Below are 23,646 nucleotides of genomic sequence, written 5' to 3'. Positions count from 1 at the left end.
CCTGCCTCTCACTTCACCACGGCGCCGGCATGATCTGCCCGCAGCGCCTCTACAGGAAACCGATCGAGATCCACGGGATCGCCGCGACCACGATCAGGCCGATCAGCAACGCCAGCATATATCCCCAGATCGGGCGCATGCCTTCGGCGGGATCGACCCGGCCGATCGCGCAGGCCGCATAATAGCCGACGCCGAACGGCGGCGCGAACAATCCGATGCCCATCGCCAGGATCACCACCATGGCGTAGTGCACCTCGTGGATGCCGACGGCGCGGGCGATCGGAAACAGCAGCGGGCCGAACAGCACGATCGCCGGAATGCCCTCCAGCACGCTGCCGAGGATGATGAAGGCGACGATCGACACCGCGAGGAATGTGGCCGACCCGCCGGGCAGGCCGGTCATCGCCGCGGCCAGCGCCCGCGAGAAGCCGGACTGCGTCAGGCCCCAGGCCATGCCGGTCGCGGTGCCGATGATCAGCAGGATCGCGCCGGACAGCGCCGCGGTCTCGACCAGCATCGGCCGCAGCCGGCGCCAGTCGAACTTGCGGTACGCTAGGATGCCGACCACCACGGCATAGACGATGCCGATGGTCGAGACCTCGGTAGCGGTGGCGACACCTTCGACCACGGCGGCACGGATCACGAACGGCAGCGCCAGCGCGGGCAGGGCGACGATGAACGCCTTGCCGATCTCGCTGCCTTTGGCGCGGGTGACGTGGCTGAGATCCTCGCCGCGATAGCGCCACCACACCAGGCCGCACAGCATGATCGCCAGCACCACGCCCGGAAGCAGGCCGCCGGTGAACAGCGCCGAGATCGACACGCCGGTGACCGAGCCGATGGTGATCAGCACCAGGCTCGGCGGAATGGTTTCGGTCTGGGCGCCGGTGGCGGAGAGCAGGGCGACCAGATCGCCCGGCTTCGCCCCGCGTTCCTTCATCTCCGGAAACAGCACCGGTGCGACGGCGGCCATGTCGGCAGCCTTCGAGCCGGAGATGCCGGACACCAGATACATCGCGCCGACCAGCACGTAATGCAGGCCGCCGCGGACATGGCCGAGCAGGCTGGCGAGAAACGCCACCATCGCCCGCGCCATGCCGGTCATCTCGATTAACAGGCCGAGGAACACGAACAGCGGCACCGACAACAGGATCAGGTGGCTCATGCCCTCGTCCATCCGGCCGACCAGGATCAAGAGCGGGGTCGAGGTGGTCAGCGCCAGATAGCCGTAGATGGCGAGGCCAAATCCGAACGCAATCGGCACGCCGGCGAACACGCAACACGCGACCACGCCGACAAAGAAGATCACCAGATTGAGGTTGCCGAGCGGCTTGAACAGCGGCTGCGCCAGCCAGAACGCGCCGATCAGCAGCGCGACAGTCAGCGCAGCGCCAACGACCAGCTTGAGATCGCCGAACCGGATCAGCCGCAGCAATGCGAACAGCGCCATCAGTGCGATGCCGACCGGCAGCGCCGCGGCGCGCCAGCTGTTGGCGAGCGACAGCGCCGGGGTGGTGATGTAGCTCTCTTCGTAGGCGTATTCGAACGCGGGCGCGGCGATCAGCAACAGGAACGCCAGCGCCGCGCAGATCCCGACCAGATCGAGCCAGGCGCGCAGGCGCGGGGAGGCCCCCGCCACCATCGCGGTCATCCGCATGTGCTCGCCGCGGCGGAACGCCACTGCGGCACCGAACATCGCCAGCCACAGGAACAGGATCGATGCCAGTTCGTCGGACCAGATCAGCGGGCTGTGGAATACGTAGCGAGATACCACACCGGCGAACAGCACGACGATCTCGACCACCACCAGAATGGCGGCCGGAATCTCGACCAAGAGGCCGAGCCCGGCCTCCAGCGCACCGACCAGCGTCTTGCGCTGCGGCGCGTGGAGCCGTTCACCGGCGGTGAGCTGCGAAGCGTCGGCGCTCGCCATCGCGGCAGGCCGTTACGCCAGCTTACCGACGGACTTTTCGAGCAGCGACCACGCCTGATCGCCGTATTTGCCTTTCCACTCGGCGTAGAAGCCGGCGCTGCGCAGCTTGTCGCGGAACGGCATCACCGTCGGCTGATTGAAGATCAGGCCCTTGGCGGTCAGTTCTTCCTTGACGGTGGCGTTGAGCTTGGCAGTGTCTTCGCGTTCCTTCACCGCGGCGGCGTTGATGTTCTTGGCGACGATCGCGCGGACGTCCGGCGGCAGCTTCTCCCAGGCTCGGCGGTTCGCCAGGAACCAGAAGCCGTCCCACATGTGGTTGGTCAGCGAGCAGTACTTCTGCACTTCGTACAGCTTGGCGGTCGAGATCAGCGCCAGCGGGTTTTCCTGGCCTTCGACCACCTTGGTCTGCAGCGCCGAGTAGACTTCGCTGAAATTGATCGAGGCGGGCGCCGCATCGAACGCCTTGAACATCGAGGTCCACAGCGGCGACACCGGCACGCGGATCTTGAAGCCCTTGAAGTCGTCCGGGCCGTTGATCGGCTTGGTCGAGGAGGTGGTCTGGCGGAAGCCGTTGTCCCAGATCTTGTCCATCACCATCAGGCCGGCCTTCTGGATCTCGCCGCGGACATGGGCGCCGAGTTCGCCGTCCATCGCTTTCCACACCGTCTCATAGTCCGGGAACGCGAAGCCGATGCCGTTGATCGAGGCCGCCGGCACCAGGGTCGACAGGATCAGGCCAGACAGCGTGAAGAACTCGACGCCGCCGGCCCGAATCTGGCTCAGCATGTCGGTGTCGGAGCCGAGCTGGTTGTTCGGGAAAACGTCGATCTGGACCTTGCCGTCGGTCTCGGCCTTGATCGCCGCCGCCATCTCGCGGGCGCGAACGTTGAGCGGATGGGTGTCGGGCAGGTTGTTGGCGTATTTGTACTTGAACTCGGCCTCGGCGGCGCGCGCCACCCAAGGCGCACCGATGCCACCGATCGCGGCGGCCGCCGCTGATGCCTTCAACAAGCTCCTGCGTGAAAAACTCATCTCGCTTCCTCCTGCCCGCGTGGTCTTTTTGTGAGAACGCACCCGAAATGTCGACGCGCCCTTGGTCATCATTTCGGCTGGTCCGGTCAAGCGATTTTGAGCCACTGCTGGACGGCGGACAGGCCGTACGTGCCGTCCTGCGCTGGCACCGGCCGGTCTGCCGCGGGTCGTCGGCCCGGCGGCCGGGTCTGCTGAGACCTGGGCGACCGCCGACGCCTCGGCCACGGGCGATCTGGCGACGGCCAGCGGTCGAGGATGCCAGCGGCCGGGCCGTTGCCCGGAATGCTGGGCCGACGATGACGGCTCGCGCGCAAGCGACGCCCGGCGGTCTTCAGCCGCGGCGCGCGCTGCCGATGATGCGGCGGCAAGCCGCCAACGACCGCGATCGATACGGCCACATGACCGCGCGCGCGACTGCAGGCAGAGCCTGCAGTATGCCAGACAACCATCTGACAAAAATTGTCTATATAGATATTCCATAATATACCTTATGCGAATTACGGGTCAGGTGAAGCAGTCTGGCGGGCCAGCGTTGGTGTCGATGCTGCCGGCCCTTGGATCGCGTTTCATCCCCGATGATCGTCACGACGAAGCCCGTCGACTCGCGCTAAGGTCAGCGCCACATGACACCCACAAGATGCCTCGTCGTCGTCGCGCATCCGCTCGCAGACAGCCTGTGCGGGCAGCTCGGCCGCGATGCCCAGGCAGCGCTCGCGCGCGCCGGCCACGAGGTCCGGCTGCTCGATCTTCACGCTGCCGGCTTTGCGCCGGCGCTGACCGCGGCCGAGCGGTCGAGCTATTACGCGGCCTTTGACCGTTCGGAGCTGGCGGCCGAGATCGACGATTTGAGGTGGGCCGAAGCGCTGGTGCTGGTGTTTCCGACCTGGTGGTTCGGCATGCCGGCGCTCCTGAAAGGCTGGTTCGACAGGGTATGGGCGCCCGGCGTCGCCTATGACCATGCGTCCGACCTGGGGCGCATCCGTCCCCGCCTCGGCTCGCTCCGGCATGTCGTGGCGATCACCACGCTGGGGTCCCCGTGGTGGATTGACCGGCTGGTGCTGCGCCAGCCGGTCAAGCGCATCCTCAAGACCGCGATCCTCGGCACTTGCGCGCCGCAGGCCAAGCTGACGTTTCTGTCGTTCTATGGCTGCGAGCAGCTCGATGCGGCTACCGTGACGCGGATCCAGGCGCGAGTCGCCAATGCGCTGGCGGCGATCTGAAGCTCAACCCGGCCCGAGGCCAATGCGATCCCGGCCGTCCGATCCCAACTGTCCTGGCTTGCCAGGACCATTTCCACGACATCGTAATTCAGCGCGCCGAACGACGCGACCAGGTCCGGAAGCAGCAGGAAGTCCGAGATCGCATGGGCGCGACATCCCTGGGCGACCTCCTCGCTCGGCGGCAATTGCAGCCAGTAGGGCTCGCCGATCAGGATGATACCTCCGTGTTGGAGGCTCCTCGCCAGCAGCTCGATCGTGCCGCGGACGCCGCCGCCGATCCAGGTCGCGCCCACGCAGGCCGCCACGCCGACCTTCTCGTCGGCAACATAGCCGGCTGCGTCGCCGTGAACGAACGTGACCCGATCCGCGACGCCGAGCTCGCGCGCGCGAAGCTGTGCTTGCGCGGTGAACAACGGACTCATGTCGATTCCGGTTCCGCTGATCCCGTGGTCGCGCGCCCAAGTGCACAGCATCTCGCCCGACCCGCTGCCGAGATCGAGCACGCGCGTGCCCGGCGCCATCCGCAGCGCTGCGCCGAGTGTCGCGAGCTTTTGCGCCGAGAATGGATTGTGGATGCGATGGGCACTTTCGCTGACGGTGAAGATCCGCGGAATGTCCACTCGAAAAGCTCCTTCATTGATCCGGTCGTCGGTGCTGGCGCCCTCGCCGCGATCGACGTCACCGCACTGAACGCCAAGGTGCAACGATCGCGCGTGGGCGTCATTGCGCAGCGTCACCGACCAATTCTTCTATGGATCGCAACAAGCGAACCTTGGCTCGGCGCCTTCAGCAATGCATGGTTGCGACGCCGCCAGCGAGGCGCGATGGCGCACTTGATCGCAAGTGCAGATTGCATCTAAGACTTGATTGTCCCGCGCGGCCCGCCCTCACGTTCGGACTCCCGTCTCATCATGCGCTTCACCTTCATTCACGCCGCCGACCTTCACATCGACAGCCCGCTGGCCGGGCTGCGGACCAAGAACGAGGACGTCGCGCAGCGGTTCGCCGCGGCCGGACGCAAGGCTGTTCAGGCGCTGGTCGACGAGACCATCACCAGTGGCGCCGCGTTCCTGATCATCGCCGGCGACATTTTCGACGGCGACTGGAAGGACGTCACCACCGGGCTGTTCTTCGTCGGCGCGATCGGCGCGCTGCACCGCGCCGGAATTCCGGTGTTGATCGTGAAGGGCAATCACGACGCCGAAAGCCTGATGTCGCGCGGCCTGCCCTACCCTGATAGCGTCACGGTGTTTCCGACCAAGGCCGCGACCGTACAACTCGAACGCTATCGCGTGGTGCTGCACGGCCGCAGTTTCGCCGACCGGGTCAACGCCGATTTCGTCGCCGGCTATCCGGCGCGCCGCGAAGGCTGGCTCAATATCGGCGTGCTGCACACCTCGCTTGACGGTACCCGCGGCCACGAAGGCTACGCGCCGTGCAGCCTCGATGACCTCAAGCGGTTCGGCTACGACTACTGGGCACTCGGCCACGTCCATGCGGCCGAAATCGTCAGCCGCGATCCGTGGGTGGTATTTCCGGGCAATCTGCAGGGCCGCAGTGTCCGCGAAACCGGACCCAAGGGTGCGATGCGCGTCACCGTCGAGGACGGCCGCATCATCGAGGTGACGCCGCTGGCGCTCGACGGCGCGCGCTGGGCGCATCTGACGATCGACCTATCCGGCTGCGCCGACGAAGCGCAGGTTCCCGTGCTGGTCGGTGAACGGCTCGCCGAGCTGCATGCGGAGAGCGAAGGCCGAGCGCTGGCGGTCCGGGTCACGCTGACCGGGGCGACATCGCTGCACGACAAACTGCTGGTGCACCGTGAGACGCTGCAAGACGATCTGCGCGCCGAGGCGCTGCAGCTCGCCGCCGATTGCTGGATCGAGCAGCTCAAGATCAAGACCTCGCCGGTGCGCGCCGTGGCCACTGAAGCGAACGGCGACGACATCGATGTCGCCGCCCTGCTCGCCGAAGGCGCACAGGACCCCGGCTTCGCTGCGGCGCTGGCCGAACTGACCGAAACCATCAAGGCGAAGCTGCCGCGCGATCTGCACGAGGAGTTCGATGCGTCGGACGTCGTCCGTAGCCTGACCGACGACGCGCGCGCGCTGCTGAGCGGAGAGCTGTCGTGAGGATCGAGCAGCTGGCGCTGGAGCGCTACGGCATCTTCACCGACCGCGTGCTGTCGTTCGCGCCGCAGGCCTCGCTGCACGTCGTCCTCGGCGCCAACGAGGCCGGCAAGACCTCGGCGCTGACCGCAATCGGCGATCTGTTGTTCGGCTTCGGCGCCCGCACCGACTACGATTTCAAGCACGACAGCAAGCTGCTGCGGATCGGGGGCAGCTTTCGCCATTCCGATGGTCGGCTGATCGCGGCGCGCCGCCGCAAGGGCAACAAGAACACGCTGCTCGACGGCGACGATCGCGCCCTGCCCGACGATCACTTCGCCGCCCTGCTCGGCGACGTCTCGCGCGCTACCTTCGACCGTGAATTCGGCATGACCGCGCAGGCTCTGCGCGAAGGCGGCAGCAAGCTGCTCAGCGTCGGCGGCGATCTCGCCGAGACGCTGGCGGCGAGCTCGGCCGGCATGGCCGAGCTGTCGCGGATCAAGGATCGCCTGCAGCAGCAGGCCGACGAGCTGTTCACGCCGCGCAAATCCGCCAGCAAGCCGTTCTATCTCGCATCCGACCGCCGCGACGCCGCCGACAAGGAGCTGCGCGACGCCATCGTCACCCGCGAGGCGCTGCGGCAGCTCCAGGCCTCGGTGCAGGACGCCGAAGCAGAGCTGGAGCGGCTGAAGACCGAGCACGCCACCTGCGGCGGCAAGCTGGCGCGCTGGCAGCGGACCCAGCGGGTGCGCTCGCAGCTCGTCCGGCTCGACCGCATCGACACCGAGCTGTCCGCACTGGCGGATCTGCCGGCCGTGACCGAGCAGGCGCTTGCGGAATGGCGCGCCGCACTCGACAGCAAGGCTTCGCTCGAGGCGGAGCTTGCAGCGCTCGACGCTGCGGCCGCGGCCGATGCCGCCGAGCTCTCCACAATCGATGTCGACGAGGCGGTGCTGGCGGAAGCCGGCACCATCGATGCGCTGCGCGAGCGGCTCGGCGCAGTGCGCAAGGCCGCGGCGGATCTGCCGCGCCGTCGCCACGACCGCGAAGTCGCGGAAGCCGGGTTGGACGATTGCGCACGCCGGCTCGGGCTCGCCTCGCATGTCGAACTATTGACCGCGCTGCCGACCGAGCCGGCGCTCGCAGAGGCGCGCGATCGCCTCGAAAAAATGCGACGCACCACGCAGGAGCTGGCTGAACTCCAGGCCAGGAGTCAGCGAGCGAAACGCGAGCTCGACAGCGCTGCCGCAACGGGCGACGATCCTCACCTCGTCGATCTCGAACCGCTGCGCCAGCGCTTCGAGGCGCTCGGCGACGTTCCGGCGCAGGAGGAGCGTCTGCGTCGGGATCGTGCCGCCCATGCGGTCGAATGCGAGGCGATTGGCAATGCCCTCGCCGCGCTCGATCCGGCGCCGGGTCCGATCGACCGGGTGCGCGCGCTTCCGGTGCCCGACCGCGCCACCATCTCCAAATTCGCCAGCGCGTTCGAACTCAGCGAAACCGAGTTGAAGCGGCTCGATGCCGAGATCGCCAAGCTCGACGAGGCGATCGCCGCCTCCGAGGCGGAGCTGGCGAAGCTGTCGAGCGCCGGCGCGGTGCCGACCAAGGCCGATCTGATCGCGGCCCGGCTGTCTCGCGACGACCGCCTCGGCGCGCTCTACGATAGCCTCGATGGCGACCGTGACGAACGCCGGCTCCGGTTCGACCGCGTCGCCGAGGCATCGCGCACCATCGACGGCATCACCGACTCGCTGCTGACCGACACCGAACGCGCTGCTCTGCACGAAGACGCACAGCGGCGGCTCGAGGACACGCGCAGTAAGCGCGAGCGCGAAGCCGAAAAGCGCGCCGGCCTGCAGCAGGGACTGGCCGATATCACCGAGGGGTGGAGACGAGCCTGGGCAGCGTCCGGGCTGCAGCCGGCGGAAGCGGCCGAGATGCTGCGCTGGCGCGACCGGCTCGACGAACTCATCGTCAGGCTGGCGAAATGCGACCTGCAGCGCGCCGAGATCGATGCGCAAGAGATGGCGCTCAGTGACGGCAAGATCGCGATCATCGGCTTTCTCGCTCACGTCGGCCGCCAGCCCGATCGCAATGCGCCGGCGGGCGTGCTGTATCGCGAAGCCAAGGGGCGGTACGATCAATTGGTTGCGGCCTGGAGCGACGCCAAGGCGCGCGCCGCGACCCGCGACCGGATCGCCCGCGAACTCGCCGAAGCCGAAGCAGCGCGCGCAGCCTGCGAGAGCCACCTTACCGAGCTGCGGCAGCACTGGCCGCAGACCATGCGTGCGATCGGGCTGCCCGCCGATGCCTCGCCGGCTCAGGCCGATGCAGCGCTAGCGGTGTGGAGTTCGGTCGGCGTGCCGCGCGCCAGCTTCGAACGTGAAGGCCGCAGCGTCGATACCATCACGTCGGACCTGCAGGAGTTTGAACGCGACGTCGCCGACCTCGTCGGTCGCGTTGCGCCGGATCTCAGCAGCCTTGCGGCCCAGGACGCCGTTCCGCGCGCCGCCGAACGGCTTGTCGAGGCCCGCCGCGCCAACGAAGCCTGCCGTCGCCTGCACGACAACGCGGCCAAGCGGGCGATCAGCCGGGGCGCGCTGCTGGCCAAGCTCGCGGCCGGCGGAGAGACGCTGCAGCGCGCCGGCGAGACCTTGGGCGCCGAGATCGCCGCGGTGCCGGAACTGCTGTCGCGGCTCACCTTCCGGCTGCAGTTGCAGACCGAACAGGCCGAGCTGCGGAGGCACCTGCTCGAGATCGCCGACGGTCACGACGAGACCGCGCTTCGTCGAGAGCGCGAGGGAATCGACTTCGATCGGCTGCAGGCCGACATCGCCAGCGCGACCGAGCAACAGGAGCAGTTGCTCAAGGACATCTCGGACGCGTCCACGACGCTGTATCAGCTACAGCGTGAACTGGATGCGCTCACCAAAGGCCGCGACGCCGCGGGTGCCGCCAGTCGGCGCCGCGAGGCCGCCGCCGAGCTGCTGGCAATTTCCGAAGACTGGCTGCTGCGCTCCGCCGCGGCGCTGCTCGCCCGCCGCGTCGTCGAGCTGCATCGCGCCAAGGTGCAGGACCCGATGGTGGCGCGCGCCGGCGAGCTGTTTGCACTGGCGACGGCGGATGCCTTCGCCGGGCTCGGCATCGATTACGGCGATCAGGATGAACCGACCCTGGTGGCGCGCCGCGCTTCCGGCGAACGGGTACCGCTGTCCGGACTGAGCGAGGGCACCCGCGATCAGTTGTTCCTGGCGCTGCGGCTGGCGCTGCTCGAACGCCGCGCCTCCGAGCCGCTGCCGTTCATCGGCGACGATCTTTTGGCGAGCTTCGACGAGCGGCGGACTCTGGCGACGCTCCGCCTGCTCGCCGCCGCCGGCCGGCAGCGTCAGATGATCCTGTTCACCCATCACCGCCACGTCGCCGAGCTCGCGCAGTCCATGCCCGATCATCAGGTCGATCTCGTCGAACTGTAGACGGCACGGACCAACTGGTCACCGGGGCCGCGCCGACCTGCTACAGGCCCGGCGTGACCCACGCAGTCGCGATCGCGCCGGCGGCGTCCAGGCCGATCCGCCAATACAGCGGCCGCTGTTCGTGGTGGACGAGATAGACGTCGACACCGCCATTGCCGACGCCGACGAAGTCGATCGAGTGCACCGGTCCGGCGTCGCCGATCTCGGCGTGCAGCGTGGCGAGTTGCTGTCTGGTCGCCTCGGCGAGGGCTGGCGTCATTTCGTCGTAGCGCGGCTCGCCGGTGCGTAGCCCCTCGATCAGGCGGCGCAGCGCCGCCTCGGTCCCGGGGCTCGGCCGGCCGCTCTTCAGTCTCGCGGTGATCCGATCTTCGATCCGGCGCGCTTCGGCGGCGTCGATCCGCCGCATCGCGACGTCGAGGCCGTTCTGGTGCAGCACCAGCGATTGCGCCACGCCCGAGGCGTCGGTCACAAAATTGATCTGCGCATTCACGATCCTGGCGAAGAATTTAGTGCGGCTCTCGGCGAACAGCGGGACCGCGGGCTGACCGCTAAGGCGTGAAGTCAGGCGGCCGTCCTCGCGGCTGATCGTCATGACACCCTGCTCCGCGAGCTCGTAGAAGCCGACGTAGCGGTCGAGGATCGCGGCATCCAGCCGAACCTCCTCGGGCTCCGATGGTGCGCGACCGTGAGGCGCGCCGCCCTGCACCGGATCGCCGGCGGATTGCAGCGCCGCGGCCAGCACGTTCCAGTTCTGGCAGCCCAGAACCTTGGCGATCAGCTCCAGGCTTTCACTGTGGGTGAGCTCGGCTTTCGGCTTGATGACGTCGCGCAACGTCTGCGCCATAGCCTTTGCGTCGCGGAAATCGCGCATCATGACCCCTCTGCAGGGCGAACTGATCAGGTCAGATGCTTGCGTTACTGACTCCGTTCGCCTCGGCAAGAGGGAGACACGGATCGCTCTGATACGTTCACCATTCCCCGGAGGGGGCGCAAGCGGCGGGTCGTATCCACCCGATACGAATTCTGGCGTGCGCTGAACTCGATGTCAAACCTCAGCGCGGCCGCGAGCAATCGCGGCCACGCGGCGCGATGCCGCGGGCCGGATCGTGCACAAGACGATTAGTTCTTTGGAGCCGCTTCGCCGGCCTCGCCCTTCGGTCCGGCCGGACCGGTGGCACCTGCAGGACCGGCCGGGCCGGCGGGACCGGCTGGACCTGCCGGGCCAGCGTCACCCTTCGGACCGGCGGGGCCGGCAGGGCCCGCGGGACCGGCGGGGCCCTGCGGACCGGCGGGACCGGCGGGGCCCGCAGCGCCAGCGGGGCCGGCCTCACCCTTCGGGCCGCGCTGACCGCAATTGGCGACGATCAGATCTTTGGTGGTTTGGTCGCCGGCCTTCAGATCGAGCTTGCAGGTCTCGGGCAGGTAGCTGAGCGAGAACTTGAAGCGGCGCGACGATGAGCTCTTGACCTTGTCGCCGGTGGCGACGACTTCGACCTCCTGCCCGGCCTTGGCGGTCTTGCCGGTGATCACCAGCTTGCCACCTTCGATCGCCACGGTATTGAGATCGAGAGCCAGCGCGCTGGCTGAACTCATCACCACAATCGCCCCGACAAGAATGGATCCTCGCAGCATCCAGCTTCCCCCTCTGTCCTCACGACGCCGTCAAAGCGCCTCAGCACGGTGGCCGCGGACCATCCGCGACAGTGTGAATCATAACCCAACATCGGCGCGAGCATAGCGGGCGGCTCGTGACATTTTTTTCGCGAGGTCGAGCGCTGTGAATGGCGAGGTGGGACCGGCGAAACGTCGTTGCGAACAAAGCAGGAATCTGGGAGCGTCCGCCTTCACCGACAGGCGCCGATTCGTGTCCTTGCCCGCTCCGATCCTCGACGGACTCAATTCCGAGCAGCGCTGCGCCGTCGAGCACGGCGCGGGGGCTGCTCCCTGCCCGCCGCTGCTGGTGATCGCCGGCGCCGGCAGCGGCAAGACCAACACGCTGGCGCACCGGGTCGCGCATCTGGTGGTGGGCGGCGCCGATCCGCATCGCATTCTGCTGATGACGTTCTCGCGCCGCGCCGCCGCCGAGATGACCCGCCGGGTCGAGCGGATCGCCCGCAAAGTGCTCGGCGACCGCGCCTCGGCGCTGACCGGCGGGCTGCACTGGGCCGGCACGTTCCACGGCATCGGCGCCCGGCTGCTGCGCGACTATGCCGAGCGGATCGGGCTCGATCCCGGCTTTACCATCCACGACCGCGAAGATTCCGCCGACCTGATGAATCTGGTCCGCCACGATCTCGGCTTCTCCAAGACCGAAGCCCGGTTCCCGGCCAAGGCGACCTGCCTGTCGATCTACTCGCGCTGCGTCAATGCCGGCCAGCCGCTCGATGTCGTGCTCGGCGCCAACTACCCGTGGTGCGCCGGCTGGGCCGCCGAACTGAAGCAATTGTTCGCCGCTTATGTCGAGGCCAAGCAGCGCCACAACGTGCTCGATTACGACGACCTGTTGCTGTACTGGGCGCAGGTGATGGAGGAGCCTGCGTTCGCGCAGGAGATCGGCAGCCGGTTCGATCACGTGCTGGTCGACGAATATCAGGACACCAATGCGCTGCAGGCGCGGGTGCTGCTCGCGCTCAAGCCCGACGGCGCCGGCCTCACCGTGGTCGGCGACGACGCTCAGGCGATCTACTCGTTTCGCGCCGCCACGGTGCGCAACATTCTCGACTTCCCCAAGGCGTTCACTCCGCCCGCTCGAGTCATCACGCTGGATCGCAATTATCGCTCGACCCAGGCGATCCTGTCGGCCGCCAATGGCGTGATCGATCTGGCGCGGGAGCGCTTCACCAAGAATCTGTGGACCGACCGCGCCGAGGGGGCACGGCCGCTGCTGGCCTCCGTCCGCGACGAGGCCGACCAAGCGCGCTACATCGTCGAGCGCGTGCTCGACGCCCGCGAGGGCGGTGCAATGCTGAAACAGCAGGCGGTGCTGTTCCGCACCTCGTCGCATTCGGCGCCGCTCGAACTCGAACTGACCCGGCGCAACATCCCGTTCGTCAAATTCGGCGGGCTGAAGTTTCTCGATGCCGCGCACGTCAAGGACATGCTGGCGCTGCTGCGCTTCGTGCAGAACCCGCGCGACCGCGTCGCCGGCTTCCGGGTGATGCTGCTGATGCAGGGCGTCGGCCCGGCCTCGGCGCAGAAGGCACTGGATGCGATTACCGCCGCGGCCGATCCGCTCGGCACGCTCGTCGCCCTGCCCGCCCCGCCGCGCGCGGGTGGAGACTGGCGCGGCTTCGTCGCGGCGGTCCAGGAGCTGCGCAGCGGCGATGCCGGCTGGCCGGCCGAGATCGAACGCGCGCTGATCTGGTACGCGCCGCATCTCGATCGCATTCACGAGGATGCCGAAACCCGCCGCGCCGACCTGGTGCAGCTGGCGCAGATCGCCTCGGGCTATCCGTCGCGCGAACGCTTCCTCACCGAGCTGACGCTCGATCCGCCTGACGCGACATCGGACCAGGCCGGCGTGCCGACGCTCGACGACGACTATCTGATCCTGTCGACGATCCATTCCGCCAAGGGGCAGGAATGGAAGCAGGTGTTCGTGCTCAACGTCGTCGATGGCTGCATGCCGTCCGACCTCGGCACCGGTACCTCGGCCGAGATCGAGGAAGAGCGTCGCCTGCTCTACGTCGCGATGACACGGGCGAAGGACGATCTGCATTTGGTCGTGCCGCAGCGGTTCTTCACCCACAGCCAGAACGCCCAAGGCGACCGCCACGTCTATGCGGCGCGCACCCGCTTCATTCCCGACCGGCTGTTGCCGCTGTTCGAACGCACCAGCTGGCCCCGGGTCACCCCAGAGGCCGCCGCCGCAGCCCAGCGCGGCCCGCGCATCGACATCAACTCGCGGATGCGGCGGATGTGGACCTGATCGCGATCAGGCTGCCGCGCTGGTGGTAATCGTACCGCCGTCGGCGTTGTCGACGATCACCGGGCTGTCGAACCAGCTCATCACCGGCTCTGCGCCATACAATGCTGCGACGCGGGCGCGCCATTCGCCGGCATAGACGGCCTCGGCCGCTTCGCGGCTCTCCCAGAGGTAGATGCCGCCGGCGGTGGTACCGTCTTCGGAGCGGATGTAGTACTTGCGGATCAGGCCCGGCAGCTTCTGATATTTCGGCGCGCTGCTCTCGAACCGCTTCTTCGCCTCTTCCAGGCTAATCGGCGTCGCCATGTGAAACTGCACGACGGTGGTAATCATCGAAAGCCTCCTCGGTGTTTTGGCAAATGTAGCGCATCCGCGGCCCGGCGTCGCCTCACCGGCCGTGGAACCGCGGTTTGCGGCGTTGCAGGAAGGCGTCGACGCCTTCGCGGTGATCGTCGCTGAAGCCGGCGAGCGCGAACTGGTCGAGGTCCATGTGGCTGGCGAGGTCGTCGAGCGCATGGGTCAGCCGGTTGACCGTCAGCTTGGTCATCGCCACCGACATCGGCGGTTGCGCCGCGATCTTCTCGGCGAGCCGCATGGCACGGGCCAGCGCCTGACCCGGCTCGGCGATCTCCTCGACCAGCCCCCAGTCGTGCGCCTCGGTGGCGCTGATGCGGTCGTCGGCCAGGATCACCGCCTGCTTGGTGCGCGCCGGACCGATCAGATGCAGCATCCGCGGGACGCTCTGCCAGCTCATATTCATCCCGAGGCCGATTTCCGGCACCCGCAGATGGCTGTCGCTCGCCATCACCCGGAAATCCAGCGCAACAGCCAGCGCCACGCCGCCGCCGACGCAGAACCCTTCGATCGCCGCGATCGTGACCTGCTCCACCTCGTGCCAGGCCCGCGTCAGCCGCGGCCCGATCTTGAGATGCCGGCGCAGCGCGCCGAGATCCATTTCGGCCCGGCTGCGGCCCTCCGGGTCCTTCAGGTCGAAGCCGGCGCTGAACGCGGTTGCGCTGCCGCTCAGCACCACCACCGAAGTGTCCGCGTCATCCTCGAAACTGCGCGCAACGTCGGTCAGTTGCCGCATCGCATCCGGCGACAGCGCGTTGAGGCCGTCGCCGCGGTCGAACCTGACAATCGCCACCCGTCCTTCCGGCCCCCGCCCCCGTTCGATGGTCACGCACCCGCTCATCCTGTTCCTCCCCGGTCGTTGCTTTTGGTTGCGACAAGCCTAGCAGCCTCGCGGCTCGACAGCGCGGCAAAATCCAATCTATCCTGCGACGCATGAGCAGCGAGCATCATCATCACCATGATCACGACCATTCCGAATTGTCGGAGACCGAGCTGCGGGTCCGCGCGCTCGAAACCATCCTCACTGAAAAGGGCTATGTCGATCCCGCCGCGCTGGATGCGCTGATCGAGACCTACGAAACCAAGGTCGGCCCGCGCAACGGCGCTCGCGTGGTCGCCAAAGCGTGGAGCGATCCGGCGTATCGGAAGCGGCTGCTGCACGACGCCACGGCGGCGATCGCCGAACTCGGCTACACCGGCCGCCAGGGCGAGCACATCGTCGCGGTCGAGAATACCCCGACCACGCACAACATGGTCGTCTGCACGCTGTGCTCCTGCTACCCGTGGCCGGTGCTCGGCCTGCCGCCGGTGTGGTACAAATCGGCGCCGTACCGCTCGCGCGTGGTCAAGGAGCCGCGCACGGTGCTGGCCGAATTCGGCGTGACGCTGCCGCAGGACACCGCGATCCGGGTGTGGGATTCTACCGCCGAGATCCGCTATCTGGTGATCCCGATGCGGCCCGATGGCAGCGACGGCCTCAGCGAAGATCAACTCGCCGACCTCGTCACCCGCGACAGCATGATCGGCACCGGCCTCGCCCGCTCGCCTGCGGAGATCACGGCATGAATGGCGCGCACGACATGGGCGGCATGGACGGCTTCGGGCCCGTGGTGCCTGAACCGAATGAGCCGCTTTTTCATGCCGCCTGGGAGCGTCGTGCCTTCGCGCTGACGCTGGCGATGGCGCGGCCCGGCGGCTGGAACATCGACATGTCACGGTTCGCCCGCGAGAACCGCACACCGGTCGATTATCTGTCGAAGAGCTACTATCAACTGTGGCTCGCAGGCCTTGAAGTCCTGATGGCCGAACGTGGCCTTGTCACCGCCGATGAAATCGCGGCGGGCCGTCCGCTGCATCCGGCGAAGGATGTGCCGGTGCTTACCGCGCCTGACGTTGCACCGATGCTGGCGCGCGGCGCACCGACCGAACGTGATGCGGCGGTCCCTGGCCGGTTCGGGATCGGTGACCGCGTCCGCGCCAAGGAACTGCATCCGCGAACCCACATCCGCCTGCCGCGCTACGTCCGCGGCCGGATTGGCACGATCGAACTGGTGCACGGCGCGCACGTGTTTCCCGACAGTCATGCACACGGTGCCGGCGAGCAGCCGCAATGGCTTTACACCGTGACGTTCGAGGCGCGCGAATTGTGGGGGGACGGCGCCGATCCGGCCTCCCGGGTTTCTGTCGATGCCTGGGATTCCTATCTGGAGCCAGCGGCGTGAGCAGCCAATCCGAAGCCGCGACGATCGCCGCGCGCAGCGTGCCGGGCCTGCCCCGCGACGAGGACGGCCCGGTGTTCCGCGAGCCGTGGGAAGCCCACGCCTTCGCGATGGCGGTTACGCTGCATGGCTGCGGGCTGTTCACCTGGCCGGAATGGGCCACGGCGCTCGCGGCCCAGATCCGCCGTGCCCAGGCCGCCGGAGATCCGGACTGCGGCGACACCTACTATCGCCACTGGCTGGCGACGCTGGAACAGATGATCGCCGCCAAGGGCGTCGCCAGCCTCGACACCCAGCATCGCTACCGCGACGCCTGGGACCATGCCGCCGATCGCACCCCGCACGGCCGGCCCATCGAATTGGAGCCGGGCGATTTTGCGGATGCGAAGGCCGGTTCCGAGACGGAGTCATCGCGGCGTTAACGCTGATGCGACAAGTTTGGCCTGTACGCTGCCGAGGTCAACGAGAACCGGCCCGATCGGCGCTATTGTGCCTCCTGTCGACAGCCCGCGGATGGCGAGGCTGCGGCGGCAGCGAGTGGGTAATGGCGCAGATCGATTTTGATCGACCGATGCGGTGGACGGCAAACGCGGCCGGCCGCTACACCGCCGAGGCCACCCGCGACTCCGACCTGTTTCTGCAGCGCGCCGCCGCGCTCGGCCCCGCGGCTGCGATCACCCCGTTCCAATCCGCCGACTGGCTGAGCGCCTGGCTCAAGCTGCTCGGTCCGTCCGCAGCTGCCGAGCCGCTGCTGATCACCGTGCGCGACGGCCTCTGCGGCGAGATCGCGATGCTGCTGCCACTGGTGGTCCGCCGGGTGTGCGGCGTAGCGCTGGTCGAATTCGCCGACCTGTCGGTATCCGACTACAACGTGCCGTTGCTCGGGCCCGCCGCGCCATCGACGTCTGCTGCTGCGGCTGCCGCGTTCGAGGCCGTGCTAGCGGCACTTCCCGACGTCGACGTGATGAGGCTCTGCAACCTGCCGCTGACCGCGGGCGGCAAGGTCAATCCGCTGGCGCTGCTGGCGTCCTCGCCCTCCGCCTCGGTGCGCAACGTCACGACGCTGCCGCGCTCGTGGGACGACTATCTCGAGACCCGTCCGCGCAAGTTCCGCAAGGCGCTGCGCCAACATCACCGCGCGCTCGATGCGCTCGGTGGGGTGCGGGTGCGGATGGTCACTGCGCCGGTCGACGATGCCGCGCGCCTGCTCGGCAAACTCGATCAGTTTCAGCGGGCTCGGATCACCGCGCTCGGCAAGCGCTACGTGCTCGACCGGCCGCCTTATGCGCATTTCTACCGCGAGGTATTTTCGCGCGGCCAGGCGATGCTGTCGGTGATGGAGTCCGGCAACTCAGTCGTCGCGGTTGCCTATAGCCTGTTGCACCGGCAGAGCTGCACCACGGTACGGCTCGCACATGCCGGCGCGGAATGGAGCCGCGGTTCGCCCGGCATCGTGCTGGCGAGCGAGATCATCCGCTGGCTGATCGATAACGGCATCGAGCAGTTCGATCTCGGCGCCGGCGGCTACGACTACAAGAAACAGCTCGGTTGCGAAGCGCAGCCCCTGCTGGTGCTGGAGAAGGCGCTGACGCTGAAAGGGCGGATGGCGCTGTCGGCGTGGTCGACCTATTCGGGCGGCCGCTCGCTGGTTCAGTCGCTCACCGCAAAGGCGTCGTAGACCAGCTTCTTGAACATCGGCACCACGCGGCCGCGTTCAGTCTCGGTCTGCTGCATCAGGATGTAGATCATATCCAGCTTTGGATCGACGCCGAAATAGGTGCCGCTGCCGCTGTCCCATTTCAATTCGCCGATCGATCCCGGCGCCGGCGGCCTCGCCTCGCCCGGCTCGACCCGCACCGCCAGCCCGTAGCCATAGCCGAAGCCATCGCCCGGGAAATAGAAGTAATCGCGCTCGACGCCGGAGCCCGGGCCGATCTGGTCGGTGGTCATCGCCTTGAACGCGGCCGGGCTGAGATAGCGCCGGCCGTCGAGCTGGCCGCCTTCGAGCAGAATCTGCGCGAACCGCGCGTAGTCGGTAGCGGTCGAGAGCAGGCCGCCGCCACCGGACTGCCATTCCGGATGGGCGCGACGCCGTCGCTCGGCATCGGCCAGCACGGTATCGTTCGGGTACACGGCCGCCATCCGCGCCCGCTCCGCCTCGGCCCGCAGCACGAAGCTCGTGCTGGTCATGCCGAGCGGAGCGAACAGGCGTTGCTCGAGGAAGCTGAAGAGCGGCTCGCCCGCCACGACCTCGATGACGCGGCCGAGCACGTCGGTGGAATGGCCGTAGCGCCACAGCGTGCCGGGCTGTCGCGCCAGCGGCAAGCCGGCGATCCGCTCGGCAAACTCGGCATTGTCGAACCGGCCGGCGAACAGATCGGCCTGCCGATACGCCGCCTTGATCAGCTCGCCGCCGATGTACTCGTAAGTAATTCCGGACGTGTGACGCAGCAGGTCCTCGATCGTCACCGGCCGGTCGGGCGCGACCAGCGCCAGTGCCGGTTTGCGGCCTTCCACCGTTTCGATACCGACCTTCACGCGCGCGAACGCCGGAATGTACTTCGCCAGCGGGTCGTGCAGCGCCAGACGTCCGTCGTCGATCAGCATCATCGCCGCGACGCTGGTAATCGGCTTGGTCATCGAATGCAGCGCGAAGATGGTGTCCGGCGTCATCGGGTGCCGCCGCGCTGCCGTACGCCAGCCGAAGCAACGCAGATAAACCGGCTTGCCATGCTGCTGGATCAGCGCCACTGCGCCCGGCAGCTTGCCGGACGTCACCTCGCGATCGAAGAAGGCGGTGAGCCGCGCCAGCTTGTCGGCATCCGGCCCGGGCACTGCAGGCACTGCGCCCAACTTCAACGGCGCCATCGCCAATGCTGCGCCGATCCCTTGCAGCACAGTGCGGCGGCTGAGCGGCGCGAAGGATGACGGCATGGCGAAACGCTCCGTTGCAGCCGGACTGGAGGCCAGCCTTACCACGCGCAATCCGGCGACTCGATCATACCAAGGGGTGCGGTCGGTCAGACGCCTGCGGCGTATTCGCTCCAGCCCCTGGCGCGCAGCCGGCACGCCGGACACTCGCCGCAGCCATAGCCCCAATCGTGCCGCGCTCCGCGCTCGCCGAGATAACAGGTGTGCGAGTCCTCGCGGATCAGATCGACCAACGCGTCGCCGCCGAGATCCTTCGCCAGTTTCCAGGTCGCGGCCTTGTCGCGCCACATCAGCGGCGTGTGTAGCGTGATGTCGCGCGCCATGCCGAGCGTCAGCGCGGTCTGCAGCGCCTGGATGGTGTCGTTGCGACAGTCCGGATAGCCGGAGTAATCGGTCTCGCACATCCCACCGACGATGTCGGCGATGCCGCGCCGATACGCCAGCGCCGCCGCGAAGGTGAGGAAAATCAGATTGCGTCCGGGCACGAAGGTGTTCGGCAGGCCGTCGGCGCCCATCGCGATCGCGACGTCGCGGGTCAGCGCAGTGTCGGAGATTTCCGCCAGCGTCGGAATCGTCAGCGTGTGGCCGTCGCCCAGCTTCGCCGCCCAATCCGCGTTGATCGCACCGATGCCGTCGAGCAGCCGCGCCCGGCATTCCAGCTCGATCAGATGCCGCTGGCCGTAGTCGAACCCGATGGTCTCGACGCGGGAGAAGCGCGAGAGCGCCCAGGCCAGACAGGTCGCGGAGTCCTGCCCGCCGGAGAACAGCACCAGCGCGGTTTTGTCGGAAGCATGCTCGGTCATAGGGCATGGCTGTAGCACCACGCGCCGTGCAGGCCAATCCGGCGCGGTTTTCGCTGGGATGGCGGCGCCGGTTGCGGCATAGGAAACGGGACTTCCTCCTGCGCTGGATCCCGCTATGACCCCCTCCCGCGATATCGCCCGGCTGATCGAGATCATGGCCGCGCTCCGCACCCCGGTGACCGGCTGCCCGTGGGACCTCGAACAGGATTTCGCGACGATCGCGCCTTACACCATTGAGGAAGCATTCGAGGTCGCCGAGGCGATCGCCCGGCACGATCTCGACGACCTGCGCGAGGAGCTCGGCGACCTGTTGCTGCAGGTGGTGTTTCACGCCCGGATCGCCGAGGAGCGCGGCGCGTTCGCGTTCGGCGACGTGGTCGAGGGGATCACCCGCAAGATGATCCGCCGCCATCCCCATGTGTTTGCCGACGCCAATGGCAATCTGACGCCATCGCACGTCGAGGGTGTCTGGGACCGGATCAAGGCCGAGGAGAAGGCCGAGCGCGCCGCCCGCCGCGGCCTCACCGAACCGCCGTCGAGCTCGGTGCTGGCCGGTGTGAAGTCCGGTCAGCCGGCGCTGTCCCGAGCGATGGATCTGCAACGCAAGGCCGCCAAGGTCGGGTTCGACTGGAACGACCCGCGCGCCGTGCTGGCCAAGATTCGCGAGGAGACCGACGAGATCGAGGCCGCGCTCGACCGCGGCGATCAGGCGCACATCACCGAGGAGACCGGCGACCTACTGTTCGCGCTGGTCAACCTCGCCCGCCACGCCAATACCGACCCCGAGATCGCGCTGCGCGGCGCCAACACCAAATTCGAGCGCCGTTTCAGCTATATCGAGCGGGCGCTGGCCGCCCAGGGCCGTACGCCGGAGGACGCCACGCTCGCCGAGATGGACGCGCTGTGGAACGAAGCCAAGCGGACGGAAGCGACGAAATAGCGCCGCTCGGTTCCGACTCCGCGCCCGGCTTCCTATCTATACTGCACTTCAACAGATGCAGGGGGTCGCAGGAGCATCATGCTCTCGGTGGAATTGGCAATCGTTGTCGTCCTGATCGTCGCCAACGGTCTGCTGGCAATGTCCGAACTGGCGATCGTGTCGTCGCGGCCGGCGCGGCTGTCGATCCTGGCGCAGCGCGGCGTCCGGGGCGCCCGTCAGGCGCTGAAGCTGAGCGAAGACCCCGGCCGGTTCCTCTCCACCGTGCAGATCGGCATCACGCTGGTGGGCGTGCTGTCCGGTGCGTTTTCGGGCACCACCCTCGGCCAGCGTCTCAGCGACTGGCTGGCTGCGAACAGCGTGCCGTTTGCCGACATCCTCGGCGTCGGCGTGGTGGTGACGTTGATCACCTACGCGACGCTGATCGTCGGTGAATTGGTCCCTAAGCAATTGGCGTTGCGCGATCCGGAGGCGGTGGCCGCCAAGGTGGCTCCCGCGATGGCGCTGCTCGCCAGGATTTCTCTGCCGGTGGTGGTGGTCCTCGACCTGTCCGGCAAAGCGATCCTGACGCTGCTCGGCAAAAGCAGCGAACCGGAGGACAAGGTCTCCGAGGAGGAGATCCATAGCCTGGTGCTGGAGGCCGAAACCGCCGGCGTGCTCGAACCCGGCGAGCGGCAGATGATCGCCGGCGTGATGCGGCTCGGCGACCGGCCGGTGGGCGCGGTGATGACGCCGCGCCCGGAGGTCGACATGATCGACCTCACCGATCCGCCCGAGGACATCCGCGACGCCTTCCTGCAAAGCCGGCATTCACGGCTGCCGGCCTCCGACGGCAATCGCGACGATCCGATCGGCATCATCCAGGCCAAGGACGTGCTGGAGATCTACCTGCGCGGCGAGACGCCGGATTTCCGAGCGCTGGTGCGGGACGCACCGGTGATCCCGGCCTCGGCCGATGCTCGTGACGCGCTGCTGATGCTGCGCAGCTCTGCGGTGCACATGGGGCTGGTGTACGACGAGTTCGGCGGCTTCGAGGGCGTGGTGACCACCGCGGATATTCTGGAATCGATCGTCGGCGCGTTCGGCTCCGAACAGGGGCCGCCGGAACCCGCGGTGGTTCGCCGCGACGACGGCTCGTACCTGATTGCGGGGTGGATGCCGGTCGACGAGTTCGGCGATCTGCTCGGCATTCCGGTGCCGGCGCCGCGCGACTATCACACTGTCGCTGGCCTGGTCCTGTCGCATCTCGGCGCGCTGCCGAGCGTTGGCGACAAGTTCGACTTCGAAGGGTGGCGGTTCGAAATCCTCGACCTCGATCACCGCCGGATCGACAAGATCCTGGCCAGCCGGCTGCCCGACGACGAAGCCTCGCCATGACGCCGCTGGCCGCCCGCACTGCACGGCCCGCCCAGGCGCTGGTCGCGGTGCGGCTGCTGCACACCGCGATCTGGGCGTTCTTCGCCTCGTCGATCATCGCGATCCCGGTGACGATCGGGTTCGGGCAGCTCGTCGCCGCGCTCTGGCTCAGCGTGTTCGTCTGGGGCGAGGTCGTGGTGCTGCTGCTGAACCGGATGCGCTGCCCGCTGACCACGCTGGCGGCACGCTACACCGACGACCGCGCCGACAATTTCGACATCTACCTGCCGCGCTGGCTCGCCCGTCATAACCAGCGCCTGTTCGGCACGCTGTTCGCCCTGACCCAGCTCCAGCTCGGCTGGGCGCTGCTGGCGCGCTGAAGCATCCGCCCCGTTGCCGGACCGAGAGCGGCGCTGCCGGCCATCCCGGCCGGGTGCGGCCGGAATGGCTCAGATCCGTCGGCTCAGAACGGGATGTCGTCGTCCATGTCGCTGCCGCGACCGCCGCCGCTGCTGGCCGGCAGCGGCCGCCGCGCGCCGCCGCCCGACGGGCCGCTGGAGCCGAAATCGCCGCCGGAATTGTCGTCGCCGTAACCGCCGCCACCACCCCCACCGCCGCCACCGCTGCGGCCGTCGAGCATGGTCAGATTCGAGTTGAAGTTCTGCAGCACAACCTCGGTGCTGTAGCGCTCAGCGCCGCTCTGATCGGTCCATTTGCGCGTCTGCAACTGACCTTCGATGTAAACCTTCGCGCCTTTTCTCAGGTACTGCTCGGCGACCTTGCACAACCCTTCGTTGAAGATCACCACGCGGTGCCATTCGGTCTTTTCCTTGCGCTCGCCGGTGGCGCGGTCGCGCCAGGTCTCCGAGGTGGCAATCCGCAGGTTGGCGATCGGGCGACCGTCCTGGGTCCGCTTGATCTCCGGATCGGCGCCGAGGTTTCCGACCAGGATCACCTTGTTCACGCTGCCCGCCATCGACGTCTCCTCTCAAAGCTCACCATACTGTTCGGCCGCCGCGGCACGCCATCCGGCGCTGCGGTCCTCTGCCCAAGCGCTTACGCTGTCGGCGCCCCGCCGCCCATACGGCTGTGCCAGAAAACGCTCCCCTCGCCCCCGTTATCCACGACCGCGAGCGGCACGATTATGTTCTATTTTTGTTCCAAAGAGAAGGGTGAAGTCCACGGTCGCTCGCTGCCTCGTCGGGCCTGGGGCGGAAGTACCGTCCGATGACAACGGCGCGCCGCGCCGGTATCTCGCTGCAATTGCAGGCCGATTTCCTTCCTCAATGTCGGTTTTATGAAGGCGTCTTTGCTCGCGACTGTTGCATTTCGGAGACGGCGCATCGGCGAGCGCA

At 67.6% G+C, this 23,646-nt stretch carries 21 protein-coding genes; 11 read left to right on the top strand and 10 right to left on the bottom strand.

Features of this window, described 5'->3' with window-relative positions; translation table 11 throughout:
- Window positions 1-49: 49 nt before the first annotated feature.
- Both DWA33_RS00960 and DWA33_RS00955 read right to left on the bottom strand, forming a co-directional pair.
- Window positions 50-1,933: a TRAP transporter large permease gene (locus DWA33_RS00960; protein WP_114356248.1), complete on the bottom strand. Its 1,884-nt coding sequence runs from the start codon at window positions 1,931-1,933 to the stop codon at window positions 50-52.
- A 12-nt stretch (window positions 1,934-1,945) separates the two neighbouring features.
- Complete coding sequence (locus DWA33_RS00955; protein ID WP_114356247.1) at window positions 1,946-2,965, bottom strand: TRAP transporter substrate-binding protein; 1,020 nt, start codon at window positions 2,963-2,965, stop codon at window positions 1,946-1,948.
- A 623-nt stretch (window positions 2,966-3,588) separates the two neighbouring features.
- Between DWA33_RS00955 and DWA33_RS00950 the strand changes: the two genes are divergently transcribed.
- Window positions 3,589-4,185, top strand: coding sequence for an NAD(P)H-dependent oxidoreductase (locus tag DWA33_RS00950; protein WP_114356246.1), 597 nt, complete (start codon window positions 3,589-3,591; stop codon window positions 4,183-4,185).
- Here the strand turns inward: DWA33_RS00950 and DWA33_RS00945 are convergent.
- Window positions 4,107-4,922 carry an SAM-dependent methyltransferase gene (locus DWA33_RS00945; protein WP_244601168.1) on the bottom strand — a complete coding sequence of 272 codons (816 nt, stop codon included), beginning with the start codon at window positions 4,920-4,922 and terminating at the stop codon, window positions 4,107-4,109. The genes DWA33_RS00950 and DWA33_RS00945 overlap by 79 nt on opposite strands.
- Before the next feature lie 174 nt (window positions 4,923-5,096).
- On the opposite strand from DWA33_RS00945, the gene DWA33_RS00940 reads away from it, so the two are divergent.
- Both DWA33_RS00940 and DWA33_RS00935 read left to right on the top strand, forming a co-directional pair.
- A complete protein-coding gene (locus DWA33_RS00940; protein WP_114356245.1) occupies window positions 5,097-6,317 on the top strand; it encodes a metallophosphoesterase family protein in 1,221 nt (406 codons plus the stop codon).
- Window positions 6,314-9,766, top strand: coding sequence for a YhaN family protein (locus DWA33_RS00935; protein ID WP_114356244.1), 3,453 nt, complete (start codon window positions 6,314-6,316; stop codon window positions 9,764-9,766). The genes DWA33_RS00940 and DWA33_RS00935 overlap by 4 nt, the downstream gene beginning before the upstream one ends.
- 40 nt (window positions 9,767-9,806) lie before the next feature.
- On the opposite strand, the gene DWA33_RS00930 is transcribed toward DWA33_RS00935, so the two are convergent.
- Complete coding sequence (locus DWA33_RS00930) at window positions 9,807-10,640, bottom strand: DUF3471 domain-containing protein (RefSeq protein ID WP_114356243.1); 834 nt, start codon at window positions 10,638-10,640, stop codon at window positions 9,807-9,809.
- Window positions 10,641-10,885: 245 nt separating this feature from the next.
- On the bottom strand, window positions 10,886-11,398 hold the full coding sequence (locus DWA33_RS00925) for a collagen-like protein (protein ID WP_114356242.1): 513 nt from the start codon (window positions 11,396-11,398) through the stop codon (window positions 10,886-10,888).
- 232 nt (window positions 11,399-11,630) lie between these two features.
- On the opposite strand from DWA33_RS00925, the gene DWA33_RS00920 reads away from it, so the two are divergent.
- Entirely contained in the window at window positions 11,631-13,694 is a 2,064-nt protein-coding gene (locus DWA33_RS00920) for an ATP-dependent helicase (RefSeq protein ID WP_114356241.1), read from the top strand.
- A 6-nt stretch (window positions 13,695-13,700) separates the two neighbouring features.
- On the opposite strand, the gene DWA33_RS00915 is transcribed toward DWA33_RS00920, so the two are convergent.
- Complete coding sequence (locus tag DWA33_RS00915) at window positions 13,701-14,024, bottom strand: YdhR family protein (protein WP_013502408.1); 324 nt, start codon at window positions 14,022-14,024, stop codon at window positions 13,701-13,703.
- A gap of 55 nt (window positions 14,025-14,079) precedes the next feature.
- A complete protein-coding gene (locus tag DWA33_RS00910; protein WP_114356240.1) occupies window positions 14,080-14,886 on the bottom strand; it encodes an enoyl-CoA hydratase/isomerase family protein in 807 nt (268 codons plus the stop codon).
- A gap of 92 nt (window positions 14,887-14,978) precedes the next feature.
- On the opposite strand from DWA33_RS00910, the gene nthA reads away from it, so the two are divergent.
- The 4 genes from nthA (at window position 14,979) to DWA33_RS00890 (ending at window position 17,942) form a co-directional block, all read left to right on the top strand.
- Window positions 14,979-15,611, top strand: a complete 633-nt coding sequence (gene nthA, locus DWA33_RS00905) for a nitrile hydratase subunit alpha (protein WP_114356239.1) — start codon at window positions 14,979-14,981, stop codon at window positions 15,609-15,611.
- Window positions 15,608-16,267: a nitrile hydratase subunit beta gene (nthB, locus tag DWA33_RS00900; RefSeq protein ID WP_114356238.1), complete on the top strand. Its 660-nt coding sequence runs from the start codon at window positions 15,608-15,610 to the stop codon at window positions 16,265-16,267. The genes nthA and nthB overlap by 4 nt, the downstream gene beginning before the upstream one ends.
- Entirely contained in the window at window positions 16,264-16,686 is a 423-nt protein-coding gene (locus DWA33_RS00895) for a nitrile hydratase accessory protein (RefSeq protein ID WP_167443096.1), read from the top strand. Before nthB ends, DWA33_RS00895 begins: the two co-directional genes overlap by 4 nt.
- Before the next feature lie 149 nt (window positions 16,687-16,835).
- Window positions 16,836-17,942: a GNAT family N-acetyltransferase gene (locus DWA33_RS00890; RefSeq protein WP_244601166.1), complete on the top strand. Its 1,107-nt coding sequence runs from the start codon at window positions 16,836-16,838 to the stop codon at window positions 17,940-17,942.
- Here DWA33_RS00890 and DWA33_RS00885 read toward each other — a convergent pair.
- Window positions 17,915-19,198 carry a serine hydrolase domain-containing protein gene (locus tag DWA33_RS00885; protein ID WP_114356235.1) on the bottom strand — a complete coding sequence of 428 codons (1,284 nt, stop codon included), beginning with the start codon at window positions 19,196-19,198 and terminating at the stop codon, window positions 17,915-17,917. The genes DWA33_RS00890 and DWA33_RS00885 overlap by 28 nt on opposite strands.
- 86 nt (window positions 19,199-19,284) lie before the next feature.
- A complete protein-coding gene (gene queC, locus DWA33_RS00880; protein WP_114356234.1) occupies window positions 19,285-19,998 on the bottom strand; it encodes a 7-cyano-7-deazaguanine synthase QueC in 714 nt (237 codons plus the stop codon).
- A 115-nt stretch (window positions 19,999-20,113) separates the two neighbouring features.
- On the opposite strand from queC, the gene mazG reads away from it, so the two are divergent.
- The 3 genes from mazG (at window position 20,114) to DWA33_RS00865 (ending at window position 22,671) form a co-directional block, all read left to right on the top strand.
- The gene (mazG, locus tag DWA33_RS00875) at window positions 20,114-20,938 is read left to right on the top strand and encodes a nucleoside triphosphate pyrophosphohydrolase (RefSeq protein ID WP_114356233.1); all 825 of its coding nucleotides are present in this window, start codon (window positions 20,114-20,116) and stop codon (window positions 20,936-20,938) included.
- Window positions 20,939-21,016: 78 nt separating this feature from the next.
- Window positions 21,017-22,312 carry a hemolysin family protein gene (locus DWA33_RS00870; protein WP_114356232.1) on the top strand — a complete coding sequence of 432 codons (1,296 nt, stop codon included), beginning with the start codon at window positions 21,017-21,019 and terminating at the stop codon, window positions 22,310-22,312.
- On the top strand, window positions 22,309-22,671 hold the full coding sequence (locus tag DWA33_RS00865; protein WP_114356231.1) for a hypothetical protein: 363 nt from the start codon (window positions 22,309-22,311) through the stop codon (window positions 22,669-22,671). The genes DWA33_RS00870 and DWA33_RS00865 overlap by 4 nt, the downstream gene beginning before the upstream one ends.
- A gap of 83 nt (window positions 22,672-22,754) precedes the next feature.
- Here DWA33_RS00865 and DWA33_RS00860 read toward each other — a convergent pair whose 3' ends face one another.
- A complete protein-coding gene (locus tag DWA33_RS00860) occupies window positions 22,755-23,267 on the bottom strand; it encodes a single-stranded DNA-binding protein (protein ID WP_114356230.1) in 513 nt (170 codons plus the stop codon).
- Window positions 23,268-23,646: the final 379 nt, after the last annotated feature.

The sequence above is a fragment of the Rhodopseudomonas pentothenatexigens genome (assembly GCF_900218015.1).
Classification (GTDB): Bacteria; Pseudomonadota; Alphaproteobacteria; order Rhizobiales; family Xanthobacteraceae; genus Rhodopseudomonas; species Rhodopseudomonas pentothenatexigens.
Note: the sequence above shows the minus strand (reverse complement) of the source record. Positions and strands in the feature narration are given on the sequence as shown.

Bases quoted from the DNA above. Each gene is read 5' to 3' on its own strand.
- DWA33_RS00930 (WP_114356243.1), bottom strand. From the start codon at position 10,640: ATGATGCGCGATTTCCGCGACGCAAAGGCTATGGCGCAGACGTTGCGC.
- queC (WP_114356234.1), bottom strand. From the start codon at position 19,998: ATGACCGAGCATGCTTCCGACAAAACCGCGCTGGTGCTGTTCTCCGGC.
- DWA33_RS00865 (WP_114356231.1), top strand. From the start codon at position 22,309: ATGACGCCGCTGGCCGCCCGCACTGCACGGCCCGCCCAGGCGCTGGTC.
- DWA33_RS00915 (WP_013502408.1), bottom strand. From the start codon at position 14,024: ATGATTACCACCGTCGTGCAGTTTCACATGGCGACGCCGATTAGCCTG.
- DWA33_RS00870 (WP_114356232.1), top strand. From the start codon at position 21,017: ATGCTCTCGGTGGAATTGGCAATCGTTGTCGTCCTGATCGTCGCCAAC.
- DWA33_RS00910 (WP_114356240.1), bottom strand. From the start codon at position 14,886: ATGAGCGGGTGCGTGACCATCGAACGGGGGCGGGGGCCGGAAGGACGG.
- DWA33_RS00940 (WP_114356245.1), top strand. From the start codon at position 5,097: ATGCGCTTCACCTTCATTCACGCCGCCGACCTTCACATCGACAGCCCG.
- DWA33_RS00960 (WP_114356248.1), bottom strand. From the start codon at position 1,933: ATGGCGAGCGCCGACGCTTCGCAGCTCACCGCCGGTGAACGGCTCCAC.
- DWA33_RS00890 (WP_244601166.1), top strand. From the start codon at position 16,836: ATGCGGTGGACGGCAAACGCGGCCGGCCGCTACACCGCCGAGGCCACC.
- DWA33_RS00925 (WP_114356242.1), bottom strand. From the start codon at position 11,398: ATGCTGCGAGGATCCATTCTTGTCGGGGCGATTGTGGTGATGAGTTCA.
- mazG (WP_114356233.1), top strand. From the start codon at position 20,114: ATGACCCCCTCCCGCGATATCGCCCGGCTGATCGAGATCATGGCCGCG.
- nthA (WP_114356239.1), top strand. From the start codon at position 14,979: ATGAGCAGCGAGCATCATCATCACCATGATCACGACCATTCCGAATTG.
- DWA33_RS00950 (WP_114356246.1), top strand. From the start codon at position 3,589: ATGACACCCACAAGATGCCTCGTCGTCGTCGCGCATCCGCTCGCAGAC.
- DWA33_RS00955 (WP_114356247.1), bottom strand. From the start codon at position 2,965: ATGAGTTTTTCACGCAGGAGCTTGTTGAAGGCATCAGCGGCGGCCGCC.
- nthB (WP_114356238.1), top strand. From the start codon at position 15,608: ATGAATGGCGCGCACGACATGGGCGGCATGGACGGCTTCGGGCCCGTG.
- DWA33_RS00860 (WP_114356230.1), bottom strand. From the start codon at position 23,267: ATGGCGGGCAGCGTGAACAAGGTGATCCTGGTCGGAAACCTCGGCGCC.
- DWA33_RS00885 (WP_114356235.1), bottom strand. From the start codon at position 19,198: ATGCCGTCATCCTTCGCGCCGCTCAGCCGCCGCACTGTGCTGCAAGGG.